At 46.3% G+C, this 16,302-nt stretch carries 15 protein-coding genes; 6 read left to right on the top strand and 9 right to left on the bottom strand.

Going from position 1 to position 16,302, the window contains the following annotated elements; translation table 11 throughout:
- The first annotated feature begins 1 nt into the window (after position 1).
- The 3 genes from pglX to brxL are packed head-to-tail and all read left to right on the top strand — an operon-like array spanning position 2 to position 8,150.
- Positions 2-3,544 (top strand): BREX-1 system adenine-specific DNA-methyltransferase PglX, encoded by a 3,543-nt coding sequence (gene pglX / locus FZP57_RS06395; protein ID WP_370518349.1) that lies wholly within the window; start codon positions 2-4, stop codon positions 3,542-3,544.
- Between the two features lie 27 nt (positions 3,545-3,571).
- On the top strand, positions 3,572-6,076 hold the full coding sequence (gene pglZ / locus FZP57_RS06390) for a BREX-1 system phosphatase PglZ type A (RefSeq protein ID WP_191216095.1): 2,505 nt from the start codon (positions 3,572-3,574) through the stop codon (positions 6,074-6,076).
- A gap of 16 nt (positions 6,077-6,092) precedes the next feature.
- Positions 6,093-8,150 (top strand): protease Lon-related BREX system protein BrxL, encoded by a 2,058-nt coding sequence (gene brxL / locus FZP57_RS06385; RefSeq protein WP_191216094.1) that lies wholly within the window; start codon positions 6,093-6,095, stop codon positions 8,148-8,150.
- A gap of 17 nt (positions 8,151-8,167) precedes the next feature.
- Here the strand turns inward: brxL and heR are convergent, their stop codons facing one another.
- Positions 8,168-8,992 (bottom strand): heliorhodopsin HeR, encoded by an 825-nt coding sequence (gene heR, locus FZP57_RS06380; protein WP_191216093.1) that lies wholly within the window; start codon positions 8,990-8,992, stop codon positions 8,168-8,170.
- Between the two features lie 131 nt (positions 8,993-9,123).
- Complete coding sequence (gene ppcA / locus FZP57_RS06375) at positions 9,124-10,575, bottom strand: phosphoenolpyruvate carboxylase (protein ID WP_191216092.1); 1,452 nt, start codon at positions 10,573-10,575, stop codon at positions 9,124-9,126.
- Between the two features lie 180 nt (positions 10,576-10,755).
- Here ppcA and FZP57_RS06370 point away from each other — a divergent pair, with 180 nt between their 5' ends.
- Positions 10,756-11,316 (top strand): M48 family metallopeptidase, encoded by a 561-nt coding sequence (locus FZP57_RS06370; protein WP_191216091.1) that lies wholly within the window; start codon positions 10,756-10,758, stop codon positions 11,314-11,316.
- A gap of 12 nt (positions 11,317-11,328) precedes the next feature.
- Here FZP57_RS06370 and FZP57_RS06365 read toward each other — a convergent pair whose 3' ends face one another.
- Entirely contained in the window at positions 11,329-11,670 is a 342-nt protein-coding gene (locus tag FZP57_RS06365) for an Mth938-like domain-containing protein (protein ID WP_074359250.1), read from the bottom strand.
- 107 nt (positions 11,671-11,777) lie between these two features.
- Positions 11,778-12,071 carry a TIGR04076 family protein gene (locus tag FZP57_RS06360; RefSeq protein WP_074359249.1) on the bottom strand — a complete coding sequence of 98 codons (294 nt, stop codon included), beginning with the start codon at positions 12,069-12,071 and terminating at the stop codon, positions 11,778-11,780.
- Between the two features lie 65 nt (positions 12,072-12,136).
- On the opposite strand from FZP57_RS06360, the gene FZP57_RS06355 reads away from it, so the two are divergent.
- Entirely contained in the window at positions 12,137-12,532 is a 396-nt protein-coding gene (locus tag FZP57_RS06355; RefSeq protein WP_074359248.1) for a metal-dependent transcriptional regulator, read from the top strand.
- A 33-nt stretch (positions 12,533-12,565) separates the two neighbouring features.
- Positions 12,566-12,856, top strand: a complete 291-nt coding sequence (locus FZP57_RS06350) for a carboxymuconolactone decarboxylase family protein (RefSeq protein ID WP_074359247.1) — start codon at positions 12,566-12,568, stop codon at positions 12,854-12,856.
- A gap of 79 nt (positions 12,857-12,935) precedes the next feature.
- On the opposite strand, the gene FZP57_RS06345 is transcribed toward FZP57_RS06350, so the two are convergent.
- From FZP57_RS06345 to FZP57_RS06325, 5 genes are read right to left on the bottom strand one after another with little or no spacing between them, the layout of a single operon-like run.
- On the bottom strand, positions 12,936-13,373 hold the full coding sequence (locus FZP57_RS06345; RefSeq protein WP_191216090.1) for a hypothetical protein: 438 nt from the start codon (positions 13,371-13,373) through the stop codon (positions 12,936-12,938).
- Between the two features lie 2 nt (positions 13,374-13,375).
- Positions 13,376-14,107, bottom strand: a complete 732-nt coding sequence (locus tag FZP57_RS06340; protein ID WP_191216089.1) for a nitroreductase family protein — start codon at positions 14,105-14,107, stop codon at positions 13,376-13,378.
- A 24-nt stretch (positions 14,108-14,131) separates the two neighbouring features.
- Entirely contained in the window at positions 14,132-14,863 is a 732-nt protein-coding gene (locus FZP57_RS06335; protein WP_074359244.1) for a DUF6544 family protein, read from the bottom strand.
- 36 nt (positions 14,864-14,899) lie between these two features.
- Complete coding sequence (locus tag FZP57_RS06330; protein ID WP_074359243.1) at positions 14,900-15,409, bottom strand: MarR family transcriptional regulator; 510 nt, start codon at positions 15,407-15,409, stop codon at positions 14,900-14,902.
- The gene (locus tag FZP57_RS06325; RefSeq protein WP_013296122.1) at positions 15,381-16,208 is read right to left on the bottom strand and encodes a hypothetical protein; all 828 of its coding nucleotides are present in this window, start codon (positions 16,206-16,208) and stop codon (positions 15,381-15,383) included. The genes FZP57_RS06330 and FZP57_RS06325 overlap by 29 nt, the downstream gene beginning before the upstream one ends.
- Between the last annotated feature and the right edge of the window lie 94 nt (positions 16,209-16,302).

The raw sequence follows: 16,302 nt of genomic DNA, 5'->3' as shown, positions 1-16,302 counted from the left end.
AATTCCAATAAATAAGAAGGCAATAAAGACATTTGCTGTCGAGGCAAGAAAGAAGCTGATCGATGAGATAAAATACAGGGCAAGCCTCCTGGGAATAACAGAAGAGGGAATATCCGATCCAGTGGAAAAAATTGATGGGATGGAGGTCTATGATGTTGGGGGGACGCCATACAAAATATACGACGAGGCCATAGAACAGAGGAAAAGCCTTGTTAAGAGGATAAATGAGAAGGGATTTGATAATGTCATAGAAGAGGTAGCATACACCTGGTTCAACAGGATAATAGCCATAAGGTTCATGGAGGTCAATGATTACTTACCCGGGCATGTAAGGGTACTTTCAAGTGAAAAGGAGGGGAAGATAGAACCTGATATCGTAACAATGGCCCCCGACGTTGACCTTGATTTCAGTGATGAAGAGATAGAAACAGTTTACCGGTTGAAGGATGAGAACAGGCTTGATGAACTCTTCAGGATGCTTTTCATAAAGCAGTGCAATAAGCTGAATGAAATACTACCTGAACTCTTTGAGGAGACAGCGGATTACACTGAGATACTCCTTTCAATATCCTACACAAGTGAGGATGGGGTTGTAAGGCGACTTGTGGACCTCATACCTGAGGAGGACTTCAGGGACCAGGTTGAGATCATCGGCTGGATGTACCAATATTACATCTCTGAGGTTAAGGATGAGACATTTGCAAAGGCAAAGAAGAATGTCAAGATCAGTAAGGAGAGGATACCCGCGGCCACTCAACTATTCACACCCAGATGGATTGTAAAATATATGGTTGAGAATTCTCTTGGAAGATTATGGATTGAAGGGCACCCTGAAAGCGAAATCAAAAGAAACTGGAAATACTATCTTGAAGAGGCTGAACAGGAACCTGAGGTCCAGGCCGAACTTGAGAAGATCCGGCAAGAGTATCGAAACCTTAAGCCAGAGGATATCAGGGTTATTGACCCTGCAATGGGAAGTGGCCACATACTTGTCTATGTATTCGATGTTTTGATGCAGATATACACTTCAATGGGTTACTCTGAAAGGGATGCTGCTGTTTCAATACTTGAGAATAATATTTATGGCCTTGATATTGATGATAGGGCCTATCAGCTGGCCTACTTCGCTGTAATGATGAAGGCCAGATCATACAATCGGAGAATATTAAAGATGGGAATAGAACCCCATTTATGTTCTATACAGGAGAGCAACGGCATAACCGATGAATTAATAGATTTTGTGGCATCGGGCAATGAGCAGATAAAGAGGGATCTCATTTACCTCAGGGAAGTATTTATTGATGCCAAGGAGTATGGAAGCTTAATAGATGTTGATAAAATTGATTTTGATTCCATTCTTGAAAGATTGGCCGAAATAAGAAAAACGAGATATTCTGACTTTGATTCAATTAGAAAACAGGAAGAGCTCTTTGATTTATTAAATCCTATTATAAAACAATCAATAATATTGTCTGAAAAATATGATGTTGTAATAACTAATCCTCCATATTTGGGCAGCAAAAACATGAATAAAAAACTAAAGGATTATTTGAGGAAGAGGTTTCCAGATACAAAATCAGATCTTTTCGCGGCTTTTATTGAGAAGTGCCTATCCCTTATGGGCGAAAACAGATATATTGCTATGATTACTCAGCACTCTTTCATGTTTTTATCAGCTTATAAAAATTTAAGAGAGAGGTTACTAGATTGTACAATAATTAACATGGCACATCTTGGAGCAAGGGCATTTGATGAAATTGGGGGTGAAGTTGTACAAACAACGTCATTTGTATCTGCTAATTTTTGTTTAGATGAGTATAAATCCGCTTACATGCGATTAGTAAGCTTTAAGTCCCAGATATCAAAACAAAACGGGTTTTTGAGAAAAGAAAACGAATATTTCGCTAAGAAAAAGGATTTTTTGGATATTCCAGGACATCCTTTTTCTTATTGGATATCAGACAATGTAAGAAAAATTTTTAAAGTAGGAATTCCATTAAAAAATATTGCAAAACCTGCTTTAGGTGTTTCAACCCATAAAGATGATTATTTCTTGAAATTGTGGTATGAAGTAAATTCCAACAAGATAGGCTTTGGCATAAAGGATAGATTTTTGGCTTTAAATTCTAAAAAGAAATGGTTCCCTTATAATAAAGGGGGGAATTATAGAAAATGGTATGGTAATAATGAGTATGTAATTAATTATGAGAAAGATGGTTATGAGTTAAAAAATTTTAAACGTGCTCAAATAAGTAACGAGCATAGATACTTTCAAAAAGGAATGACTTGGTCTAGAATTTCAACAAGCAATTTCAGTGTTAGATATCATGGCAATGGTTATATTGTTGGTGATGCGGGACCTTCCGTTTTTGCACCCCCTGAGAAATTTTTCTATATTTTGGGACTATTAAATACACCTATCGTCCAGACAGTTTTAAATGCGATCAACCCTACTTTCAATTATCAAACAGGCAACATATCTGAAATACCTGTTATTTTTAAAGAAAATTCTCAAATCAATTTTTTAGTTAAAGAAAACATAAAATTATCCAAAGAAGAGTGGGATTCATTCGAAAAGTCATGGAATTTCAAATGCCATCCCTTCTTCATGTTTAAAACCTCTCTTATCGAAGAATCATTTGAAAAATGGGATGAATTAACTCAGAAAAGATTTTCAAAACTTAAATCAAATGAAGAAAGGCTTAACGAAATTTTTATCAAAATATATGGTTTAGAAGACGAATTAACCCTTGAGGTCTCTGATTCTGAGGTGAGCATAAGAAAAGCAGACCTTTCAAGAGATATTAGAAGTTTCATCTCCTATGCAGTGGGGTGCATGTTCGGCCGCTACAGCCTCGATGAGGAGGGCCTCATTTTTGCAGGCGGTGAATGGGATCCATCAAGGTACTCAAAATTCATTCCAGACGAGGACAACATAATACCCATCCTCGATACGGAGTACTTCGAGGACGATATAGTCGGCAGGTTCATTGAATTCGTCAGGGTAACCTTTGGAGAAGATAACCTGGAGGAAAACCTGGACTTCATTGCAAAGGCCCTTGGAAAGAGGGGTAAAACAAGCCGTGAAATTATAAGGAACTATTTCATGTCTGAATTCTATAAGGACCACGTTAAAACCTATAAAAAACGCCCAATCTACTGGCAGTTCGACAGTGGAAAAAAGAATGCCTTCAAGGCACTCATATACATGCACAGATACGAACCAGAGCTCGTGGCAAGGGTGAGGACAGACTACCTCCATAGAACACAGAAAGCAATTGAAAACAGAATAAAACAGAATGAAAGGATTATAGAAAACTCAAAGACCAAATCAGAGATTTCAAGATTAACAAAGGAGAATAAAAAACTTATAGAACAGCTTGAAGAGATAAAGGTCTATGATGAGGCACTCGCACATATCGCCAACAGGAAGATAGAGATAGACCTTGACGATGGTGTGCAGGTGAACTATGCGAAATTCCAGGGCGTGGAAATAAAGAGAAATGGAAAAACCGTCAAGGTAGACCTCCTCAAAAAGCTTTAAGGATAATTAAAGGGCGCGGGTATTACAATGAACCTGAAATACATCCAGAAGAAGCTTAACCAGATCTTCAAGGGTGATGAAAGGCGTATAGTGGTATGGTATGATGATGACGCGGAGTTCAGGGACATCGTCAATGAACTGGAACTTGAAAACGCCAGGATTCACCACCTCAGGGACAATAACCAGTTATACACCAAGTACCTCCTGGAGGTTGAAGACACAGTAAACAGTTACCTTATATATGCACCGTTCCCAAGGCCTTCTGATGAGGAAAACTATCTGGCAGATATTGTCTACTACTCCACACCATTTGCAGCAGACAGAATATCTCTTATAATACAGGAACTTAAAATCCCTGAGCATTTCAGGCCAGTACTGGAGAAGTACAGAAAGTTCTGGAATGCAGATAGCCGCATCGGAAAATTTGAGAAGCTAAATATAGATGATTATTCTGATGAAAACATAAAAATAGGTATTCTATGCGTCCTTGCGGGTGTAAAGGTTCCTAACTTCGATGAACTCCTGAAGAAGGTCCTGATTGAGGACTTCCATGAAAACAGGCATCTTTCGAAATTTGAGAAAATGGGGATCCTTGAGGATTTCTGGGAACTCTGCAGGAAGAGGTATGGTTACAGTGCTGAGAGACCAACCATTAAGAACTTCCTCATAACACTCCTGATAACCTATACAGCGACAAGATTCAGGGGAACCATCCCTGGGGCATGGGATAAACTCATATCAGAAAGGGAAAATAATGTGACGGTCTTTATAAGCAACCTACTGAACAACACCCACTACAGGGATAAATATGATGAGGTGGCCTCCTACATCGCAGAGTCAATAAAAATTGAAGAACACATCAAAAAGATTCCCCCTGAATGCTACCTTGAATGCGACACATTTGAAGTTTTTGACAGGAAAATAATAGAACATAACATTGACCTCCTTCTGGGGACAGGTTCTGAGATAGGGGGACTCGATGATGTCTTAACTGAAAGGAAAAGGACCCACTTTTATGGTAAATACAGGAATCACTATGAGGTTCTAAAATGGGCCAACAGCCTCATAGGAATGATAAATATCTTCAGTGAGGAATCATCATCAGGTATCGATGACTTTGTTGAAAAGTACTGCAGTAGGTGGTACATGATAGACCTGGCATATAGGAAGTTTTATTACGCCTACGACAGGCTACCATCAACAGATAAACCCCATGACCTGGCCCAGCTCATTGAGAACATGTACATAAACACCTACCTATCAAAACTAAACCGCTTATGGTCGATGAAACTTAAGAATACAAGCATTGAGGACCTTAAATATGATAAGCAACATCAATTTTACAGGAAACACGTCGCACCATCCATAAATGAACACAGAACCGCAGTTATAATCTCAGATGCGCTGAGATATGAATGCGGTGTTGAACTATGCAAAAAACTCAGCAGTAATCCCAGAAACTCGGCCGAAATTCAGCCAGTCATCTCATCAATACCATCATACACGGCCCTTGGAATGGCGGCACTTTTACCCCATGATAGTATAAGTTTCACCGAGGACTGCAAGGTACTTGTGGATGGTAGAGCAACATCCAGTGTTTCGGAGAGGGGGAGGATACTTGAGGAAAAAAATGAAAATTCACTCACATGGACCCACAGTGAGGTTATGTCACTCAGGATGGAGGATCTACGTGAAAAAATTAAAAACAGGGATCTGATTTATGTCTACCACAACCAGATAGATGCACGGGGGGACAAACAGGCAACAGAGAGCGAGGTTTTCAACGCGGCCAGTGAAGCAATTGAAGAGCTACTTGAACTTATAAAGAAGCTGACAAACCAGGCGGGCATCTCCAATTACATCATAACAGCCGACCATGGATTTATCTACAGAAGAGGAGATGTTCCTGAGAGTGACAGGATCGAAATACCATACGGGGAATTCAAACTTAAAAATAAGAGGTTTATAATCTCAGAGGAGGATCCTCAGATAGAGGGGACCCTTACATTTTCCCTTGATTACCTGGGAATGGACCACATCATGGTCACGGTTCCAGAGTCACTTGAAGTATTTAAAATCAGCGGCGGAGGACATAACTTTGTCCATGGAGGCACATCAATACAGGAAGTCATCATACCCCTCATAAAGCTCAAATCCCGGACCGGAAAGACTGAGCAGAGGGTAGTGGATCTTAAACTGGTTTCAATAGATCGCAGATTAACAAACCTCAACAGTTACCTCACATTCGTTCAGACTGAAAGCGTCTCAGAAACCGTTCTACCACTTGAAGCTAAGATTTACTTTGAGGATGAAAATGGTGAAAGGATATCTAATGAGGTCATAATTCACGCTTCAAGCAAGGCAAGTTCACCACGGGAAAGGGAATTTCGGGAGAAGTTCACACTCCGACACAGAGAATATTCAAATAGGAAAAAATATTACCTTGTTATTAAAAACATGGAGAACGATGTTGAATTAGAACGATGTGAATTTACCATAGACATACCATTCAGTGATGATTTTGTATTCTGATAGGGAGGGGACCTGATTGGGAGATTATAATGACATTAACGGCGAGGATGACCTCAACACAAAACTCAACAGGTACTTTGCAGGAAGAATAGTGAGAAAGGATCTAACCAAGAAGATAAAGGAGGGTGCCAACGTCCCGGTCTATGTACTTGAATACCTCCTTGGTAAATACTGCGCCACAACCGAGGAGTCACTTATACAGCAGGGTGTTAAGAACGTTAAAAGGATCCTCTCAGAGAACTATGTACGCCCTGATGAGGCCCAGCGAATACTCTCAAAACTGAGGGAATCCGGAAGCTACACCGTCATTGATATGGTAACTGTGAGGCTGAACTATAGGGCGGACCGATATGAGGCAGAATTCTCAAATCTTGGCCTTTCAAATGTGCCGATCTCCAAGGAATACCCCTCAAAATATGAAAGGCTCCTTGGAGGTAAAATATGGTGCATGGTTACTTTTGAATACTTCTATGACGAGGCTGACCCATCAAGGAACCCGTTCATCATAAGGAAACTCGCACCGATACAGATGCCCAACCTGGACCTTGATGAGATACTTAGTGTAAGAAGGCACTTTACAAAGGATGAGTGGATAGATTTAATCCTTAGGTCATGCGGACTGGAGCCCACCCAGTTTGATGACAGGGTTAAATGGCTGCTCCTCACCCGACTGGTGCCCCTAGTTGAGAACAACTTTAACCTCTGTGAACTGGGTCCCAGGGGAACAGGAAAGTCCCATGTTTACAGGGAGATATCCCCTAACAGCATACTTGTTTCTGGTGGGCAGACCACAGTGGCCAACCTCTTCTACAACATGTCCACAAGGATGGTGGGACTTGTGGGTATGTGGGACTGTGTGGCATTCGATGAGGTTGCCGGCATAAGATTCAAGGACAAGGACGGTATTCCCATAATGAAGGACTATATGGCTTCAGGTTCCTTTTCAAGGGGAAAGGAGGAAAAAAATGCCACAGCATCCATGGTATTCGTGGGTAACATCAACCAGAGTGTCGATGTACTTCTTAAAACATCAAGCCTCTTTGATCCATTTCCTGATGATATAAGAAATGACACGGCCTTCTTTGACAGGATGCACTGCTACCTTCCAGGATGGGAGATACCAAAGTATCGTCCGGAATTCTTCACAGACCAGTACGGTCTGATCACGGATTATCTGGCAGAATTCCTCAGGGAGATGAGGAAGATATCATATGCCGATGCATTCGATGAATACTTTGTACTTGGCAATAATCTGAACCAGAGGGACGTAACTGCCGTCAGGAAGATGGTGTCAGGTCTCATCAAACTCATATACCCTGATGGCGAGTTTGATAAGGAGGATGTGAGGGAGATCCTCATATTTGCCCTTGAATGTCGCAGAAGGGTCAAGGAGCAGCTTAAAAAGATTGGTGGAATGGAATTTTACGATGTTAACTTCTCTTACATTGACAGGGAAACACTGGTTGAGGAATTCGTCTCTGTACCCGAACAGAGTGGTGGAAAATTAATCCCTGAAGGGATACTAAAACCGGGCCACCTTTTCACTGTAGCACCCGCCGATAATGGCATGATCGGCGTATTCAAAATTGAGACTGAAATGATTAATGGGACAGGTAAATTCAGCTGTACTGGCATAGGCTCAAAAAAGGAGGTCAGGGAGGCTATAAACACAGCATTCAGTTTCCTCAAGTCCAACAGCCAAAATATAAGCAGAACCATCAGCACAAAGAACAAGGATTACCTTATGCAGGTACATGACCTGAATGGTGTTGGGATGACCAGATACCTCGCACTACCAGCATTTGTGGCTCTCTGCTCAGCCGCCCTCAACAAACCTGTACTTCCCTCAACCGCCGTACTTGGAAGTTTAAGTATAGGGGGCACACTAATGAAGGTTGAGGAACTTGCCAACACCCTCCAAGTATGCCTGGATAGTGGGGCCAAGAAGGTCCTCATACCCATAAGTTCCAGTCAGGACCTCACAACAGTACCACCAGAACTTATAGGAAACTTCAGTTTAATATTCTATCAGTCTGCAGAGGACGCTGTTTTCAAGGCACTTGGAGTGGAGTGAATAAAAAAAAAATAAAATTAGAATGGTGAGAAGACCCCTATGAATACCAGCCAGGCCAGTATGGTCTTGGCAACGAGGCTCAGTATGATGTACACCCGCTCACCGTAGAGGTAGTCCTTCCATTTACCGACACCCTTATACTGGAGCAGCATGTTGATGGAGAAGGTGTTGAACATCACAAAGTAGAGGAGGAGTGCGAGGTACACGAAGTCAGGTGGCTGGGTCTCTGATGAACCAAGGGCCGCCACAAAGTATGCTGCAATTACGATCCAGGGCGTGAAACCGGAAATACAGCCGAGCAGGTAGGGTGACCAGTCGATGTTCTCGGTGTACTGGTTGATCTTCTCCATGAGGTAGCCGAACATTATCATTGAGGCGTTGAGTACAAAGATCATCACAAGGGACCAGAGGTCCCAGACACCAACGAAGGTAGCCAGTATAACGATCATTATTGAACTTGAGAGGGCATACTCGTACCACCGGTAGGGGTTCATACCCCTTTTGAGGTTCTCGATGTAGCTCTCATTCCTCAAGAATGCTATTATGAAGTGAGCGGCTGCAGATATCAGGAGGAAGGATGCCAGTATAACTCCAAGGTAGCTCACCGTGAATACCACCTCAGGGTTCGGCAGAACCTGGAATGACGGCGGGTTCAGTGAGAGCACCCTGAACTTCAGATAGAAGGTGTATATGTCCCTGTCCCAGGTCAGCAGATAACCCAGGAAAACCATCAGGAGTCCCTGTACAAGGTGCAGGGATCCGGCTGCAATGTTCAGTTTACGGAGCCCCTCAAAGGTTATGGGGGAGCTCCTTATCCTTTCAAGTCTTTCCCTGTTGTCCATAAATAAAACCCCCTACAATTTAATTATATTATCCGACCCATATAAAATTAATAAATCTGATGGGAACCAGAAAGCCTGCGGTCCCCACCACCATCAGCCATGATCAGGGGGCATCCTCCGATGCCGGTGATTTACCCCAGGAACTTCCTTATACTTGCAGCCTCCAGTATCCTGCCCTGCAGGTTACCGGTCCTGTTGAGTGCAAGGGAGTGGTTGATCTCGTCGGTCACCCTTACATGTTCAGGGTCATGGCTGATGTCAGGGAAGTGCTCCTCAATTGAGCTCCTGAGTTCAGGGGGCAGGTGGGGTGAATGGGGGTTCATGTACCTGAGGGCATCATGGAAGTCCCTCTCAAATCCAGGATAGATCTCCATTATGTAGTCAAGGTCAGGGTCCGTGAGGGAGCTGAAACCAAGTATCTCAGGGGGCACCCCGATGGAGTAGAGGGCCGCGGTGAAGGTTATGGCCCTGGGGAGGGAAACCCCTCCCATACTCCTCGAGTAACCGAAGAGTCCAATGTGGAGCTTCCTCTTCCTCCTCCCGGGGACGTGCCTTGAAACCCTGTTTATCATATCAGCGAGCCTCATGACATGCCTCCTGTACTCACTGGAGTAACGGTTCACAATATCGATTATCCTCTCCCGGTCCACATCCTGGGGTTTACCAGGCTTATGTTCCCTGAGCAGCCTCACGGCATCGCTGACCTCGGCAGGGGGATGGTCGAACTTGAAGGAGGACTGTACAGTGAAGGTGAAGGCACCAGGGTAGTCCTCAACGGCGCGGGTGTTTGATGGTTTCAGGTTGCCCCTGAAGGGCGCTGAACCCATACCTATGATGGGGCAGATCATGACACTTGTCTCCTCCTCAACCTCCCCCAGGGACTGGAGGGCGACCTTGTTGAGGAGTGTGGCCGGGATCATCCCGTAGTTCATTGCAGGGTCGGACCTTGCAAGGAACACCCTCTGATGTTCAGGGTCCTTGCCCTCAAGGTACTCGGCGGTTATCCTCCCAGCTGCCAGCATACCGTCCATGTCCTCGAAGAGGGGGATGACGTTTATCTCCTCTGGACGGAACTCCCCTATCCATTCACCCACCGTCACATCATCCTTGAGCTTCAGGTTCTCCTTCCCGGCCACGAAGTCCCTGTAGTAGTGGTAGACACGGTTAAGGCACCTGCTTGAGGCCGTCATGGGGAGTATAACCTCAAATACCGGCGGCACATCCCTTTCATAGAATAGGGCTGCCGTATCATAGGATCGGGGTATGCTCTCAAGGGTTTCAAGGAGGATCTTTGCCTCGGCCCTTTCCACCGTAGGGTTGGGGACCCTGAGTGTCAGTCTGCAGTCCTCGCCGAGGATGTTCTCCCTGAAGAATGACTCGTATTCTGTGAGGAGCTTCTTGACAACGTAACTGTCCACCTCCTTACCCTCACAGTCCCACATCTGCTCATCACAGCCAAGGTGTGAGAATACATAGTAGGCCTCCTTTATCTCATCCTCCCCTCCAAGTTCAGGGCCTGATGCAAAGAATGGGGGGTTCACGTTGTCAGGGTGCTGTGTGCTCATGCATCTTGGAACATTCATAGGTTACACTCCAGTTCTCTCAAATTTACTTACTCCCCTAAAATATCTGCTGAACAGTTATATATGTCTTGTGTACTGAAGTGTACATATAGGGTATTTACGGGGATGTTCAAGTAAACAGCTCAGAAACCCGAAAAATAGAATTCAGAAAATTTAAAGTACAACTAATAAGGTCTGAAAATGAGGAATATAAGAATAGGTGACATTGAAACGGCCTATGAGGTCATAAGGAGGCCGGTCAAGCATCCAAGGATAGAACTGAGGGATGGCGGGATAAAACTCATACTCCCACATTCCTGTGATGACCCCGAGGGCATCCTGAGGAGACACGAGGCATGGATCCACAGGAAGCTCTCCTACATAAGGGACGCCAGGAGGGAGGCTGAGGGTATCAGCCTCGAGGACAGGTCAGTGGATGAGCTCAGGGAACTCATAGAGGGCCTTGCAGCTGAACTGGCAGGGAGGCTCGGGGTTGAGTATGGCAGGATAACCCTGAGGACCATGAGGACAAAGTGGGGTAGCTGCAGCTCCAGGGGGAACCTCAACTTCAACACCCTCCTCCGCCACCTCCCTGATGAGCTTGTGGAGTACGTTGTCCTCCATGAACTGGCACACCTAGTTGAGAGGAAGCATAACAGGGACTACTGGAGGATAGTCTCATCAGTTAACCCTGCCCATGAGAGGATGGAGCACCTTCTCTCGGTTTACTGGTTCGCCATAGACCGTGATGAGGGTGAATGAGGAACCTGCATCTCAGCAGGTTACATGTATCACCGCAGCCACCCTCTCTCTTTTTATGAGTCTGTTGTACTTCTCTGCGGCTTCGCATGTTGGAAGGCTGATTATCCTGGTTTCAAGGTTCATATCAGGGACCCTGAGGGCTCCATGGACCCATGTGCCCACGATGATGACATCGGGTTCCTCTTCAAGGATCTCTGATAGTTCATCCTCGGAGAGGATGTGTGATGTCCCGTACCTTCTCCTTGAGAGCTCCTTCATTCTTTTACTGACCCTTCCATCCGTGTGTATCACAAGGTCATGGGTGTACTCCCTGCCCCTGAAATTCACCCTCCCGAAGCTGCAGTGAGAGAACATGCCGTCATACCCCCTGTCCTGGTTCTATGGTTCCAGTAACGATCCCAGGCACTTTGGAGAACATCTTATCCTACGTCCTGTCAGGGAATTAGCCCTGTCTGAACACACTATCTGATCCTCCTGCACCTGAATATGACGGTCCCGCCATGGGTGTAGGGTCTGCCCGGGTCAATGCACTGCATGTATGCGCTCTCCTCGTCCCCCTCCACAGTGAGTCCGAGTTCAAGGGGGCACCAGTTCCTCTCAAGGATTGTGGTGTAGTGGAGGATGGTTGAAAGGGCATGGGTGCAGAGGGCATCCGTCCTCTCAAGGTCTATCTTGGGGTCATCGATGACTATACGGTCCCCCTCCCTGTACACCGGGCAATTCCCCCTTATCTCATGTACCCGTATCTCAAGCATAACATCACCCGTGGTGGAGTATGAACAACAAAGCTTAAATAGGTTTTGAATATATATTCATTACCATGAGACTTACAAGGAGCATGGAAAACTACCTTGAAGAAATGTACAGGATAAGGAGCCATGGCATCATAAGGACATCAGACCTCTCGGCCAAGATGAAGGTCAAACCAGCCAGCGCAACCCAGATGCTCAAGAAACTCCACGGGATGGGCCTTGTAATCCACCACCCCTACCTTGGAGCTGAACTCACAGATGAGGGAAGGAAGCTTGCAGCGGAGGTCATGAGGAGACACATGCTGCTTGAGTGCCTCTTCCATGAGGTACTGGGCATGGACCTGGAATCCGCCTATGATGAGGCATCCCGCATGAAACATGAGCTCTTCAGGGAGACAGAGCTTGCCCTCATGAGGTACCTTGGCAATCCATCAAGGTGCCCCCACGGCATACCCATACCCTGAAGGTATTTAAGGGAAGGGTGTCAAGTTAAGACCATGAAGACAGGAGCAGACAGATTCCTAGAAGAATTACCTGCAGTTGCAGAGGCATTCAAAGGCTTTAGAGAAGCTGTAAGATCTGAGGGAAAACTCACAGAGAGGGAGAAACTCCTGATATCCGTCGCATGCGCGGTTGCGGTTAGATGCGATGCATGCACCAGAAGGCACGCTGAAGAGGCCCTTGCCCGTGGTATAGGGGAGGATGAACTTGCAGAGGCGGCAGCACTCGCCGCACTTATAAGGGCTGGTTCTGCAATGAACACCGCAGCAGGGATATTCCGTGATTGATCAGGTCCTTTGAGCCCCCATGCAGCGGTCATCAGCACTTCAAAATGATTCATCAGGAACCATCACCCTATCCACACATTCACCCGTACTTCACAATGAATTTAAGGACGAATTTGAGTCCATGGAGAAACACAGCCACGGCCATAACGATCATTGCAATTAAGAGGGCGAACCTTACAGAATAGAATATGTAGATGTTCCTGAAGGTGAATGGGAAGACACTGTAGAGTGATGAAACCATAAGGTAGCCGAGGGCGTTCAGGATTATCTGGGTGAATGACCAGAGCCACTGCTTCCTGAAGAAGATAAATACAAGGTTCACGGCCAGACCCGCAGCAACCACCAGGTTTATGAGGGGTATGAGGGTGGCGAAGGAGGGGTCAATGAAGGACAGGTTCCATCCCATGACACTGTTGACGATATAGAGGACCACCATATTGGCCACTGAAGCTGCAATGAACTCTGAAGTACTGAACTCCTTGTCCCTTAGAAATTCCCTCAGGACGTCTTTACCCATTTTTATAACTCCATGTAGCTGAAGGTCCCGGTGTACCTGAAGTTCTTAAGTTCCATGGGATCCTCAAGCACCCTGAACCCTGTTCTGTAGCCGTGGTGCTGGAGTGAGATCTGAAGGTGTGCCAGGGCTATACCCATATCGATGGGGTTCCAGCGGCCAACAAGGCGCCTCTTTATGGGTCCGGGTATTCTGCAGTAGACGTGGATCTCACCATCACCTCCTGTAAGGTACCATGGCTGGTTGTTGACTGCAGATGGAGCCAGCCTCACGGCCTCAAGCACATCATCCATCCCGGTTATATCTGTTATCTCAGAGAGGGGCTTCCTCCTGAACTCTGAGCGGCTCCTGTGAACAGGTTCACCGGCCTCTCCAAGGGCAAGGAATATTACAAATTCAAGTTCAGATTTCAGGTGACCCCTTGGTGAGGGTATCCCCTGCCAGCAGCTCCCGATTCCCATGGATGAGAGCTTCAGGTCCATCTGCTGGAGCATGAAACCGGCATTCATTTTCCCTTCATCACCATCTGCAAAGGCTGCAATGTAGTGGGGTGCCGGGCGCTGCATCCCTGTCCTGACATCATCTCTTCCAACAATTTTAAGTTCAACTTCAGAAGATAAGAGCGGCTCCAGTTCCTTGAGGCTTGCTGAAACCATGTTCAGCTCCTCTTCACCGACGGGGCCAGTGTACTTCCTTGTGGACTTCCTCCTGAAGATGAAGGGGTAAAGTTCTTTCATAACGTTCTCCTTTATCATTCATAACTAAAGTGTGTTTATGTTGAATTCTGCTTCCCCAATTCTACCATGGAAGTACTTCAGGTCACCATCAGGCAGGTGCCAGGTTGCGGTGCACTCGGATGGATACAGGAAACCACCGGTATCCTGGTAGGACAGCACCTCAACACTCCAGGGGTGCTGTTCCATGTTGAACTCTGCACAGTACCTGTCCTCGGTGTAGAACTTTATGAACCGCCCCCTGTCATCGAAGGTGAAGATGCCCCCGGCGGCGGTGCCATGGTCCCGGATTCTGGCCTCAACCCTGTTCTCATCCAGCTCTGACCATTCTATGTATTCTGCAAACAGCAGTGATGGCAGGAGCGGGGCCTCTGAGAGGATGGTTACAAGGCCTGACTGGTCCATGGGGGCTCCGCCCTCATCGGCCAGTTTAAGGAATTTCAGGGCCCTTATGATCATCTCGCCATGACCCCCGGAGTAGATATCGAGGCCCTCTACCGGGATTCCGAAGAGGCGTCCATTTATGTAAACGCTCCTGAAGGGTGTCGGGGTGTTGAACTGCAGCATATCCACATCCATCCACCCCGAGCCCCTCCTTATCCTTGAATCAGCCCACCTCATGAGGAGGTTCCTGGGGTGAGGGGGTAGACCGCAGAGGTCAAGGTACCTCATGAGGATCCCGGGGACTTCCCTATCCCCCTGCGCGTAACCTTTTCTGAGTTCTTCTTCAACTTCCATTCTGAATCTTTTTCCAAGCATCTTATCATCTTCTTTCCTTGTGGTTTTCTTCAGCTTTCATTTTGAACACCTTCTTCCACAGTATTCCAGGTACCTCTCCTTTGATGCTTCCTCAAGCTTTGCAAATATGTTAAAGAGGCTTTTGACCTCTTCATCGTCAAGTGAATCGAAGAGGGATTTCACTGCTTCAGCGTCCCTTTTGTCCCTGCCGGCCCAGAATCTATGGAAACCCTCTGCGGGCTCAAGTCGGAGCATCCTCCTGTTTTGAGGGTCAGGTTTTATCCTTATGAGCCCCTTATCCTCAAGGCGGACCGCGAGCTGCTTGACGTTCTGGTGGGTGGTGCTCATGGCATCAGCCATCTCCTGCATTGAGGGGGGCCTTTCAAAGACGTTTCCAAGGATCACCATGAAGAGCCACTGCTTTGCTGTTATGCCATCTTCGCGGAACTCGCGGCTCACTATGTAGCTCCAGCGCTGCTCGATGAGGAAGAGGGCTACCAGTATGTACCTCTCCATGGACTCCCTTGTCTCCCGGTGTTCATCCCGTATTGCCTGCATATCCTTCATCCAGTGTCAACCTCCCTGATGTGATTGCCATTCCCCGGTAGAAAATCCCGGTGACGGCCAGGCCTGTGAAGGTGAGGACCATAAAGAAGGCAGCCTGCCCCCAGCTGAATGGGACCCCCTCCATGGCCATGAAGGCCACCATTGAGAGTATGGCTGTTCCCAGTAATGATACCTTGACAAGGAATACCGGTGCAAGTATGTAGCCCCACACTTCTCTCTTCAGGAGGAAGTATGATGTGAGGAGGGCCGCTGGAACCACGACGCCGAGGTCGAGTGCCTGTATGACGAGGGTTGTGTAGCCCTCAAGGGCCCCCGGGGCCATGCCGGTTATCAGGGAATCTGTGATCATCTTGATCCACATGGCTGCCAGCATTAATCCGGTGAGGGTGAGGTAGATGGCTGTGAAGCCTGATTTTTTTTCATCAACCTTAACCCTGTAGGTGGTTGTGAACAGCTCTCCCATGAGGCCGTAGAGTGATAAGGCAAGTATGCCCACATACAGGAGGAAGAGACTGTTGTAGGATGCGAGGAAGGCCATGGAGGCATAGGTGTAGGTGAAGTAGAACATTCCACCCATCCACAGCAGCCTGGCTTTGGCCGAGGAACGGCTAAGGTATGCTGAAATGATTAGGAGGGGGATCCCTGTGGTGAGTGTCACGAGGTCCTGGCCCATCATCTGTGCAGTTGCTGATAATGAGTCGTTGATGTATGTATTCTGGTCCAGGAGGCCAGATAGTGTTGCAAAGAGCCCCATAAGTGTTATGAGGGCTGTTAGTGTATGGATCTTATTTATTTTCATCTTCTCAAAAACTCCTATGGTAATATATTACATGTTTAGGTAATATATTACATTCTTCCCATATAAATGTTTCCGGTTGTGTTTAAGTTAATGG

Source organism: Methanothermobacter sp. THM-1, from assembly GCF_009914355.1.
Classification (GTDB): domain Archaea; phylum Methanobacteriota; class Methanobacteria; order Methanobacteriales; family Methanothermobacteraceae; genus Methanothermobacter; species Methanothermobacter wolfei.
This window is presented reverse-complemented; position numbering and strand designations above follow the sequence as displayed.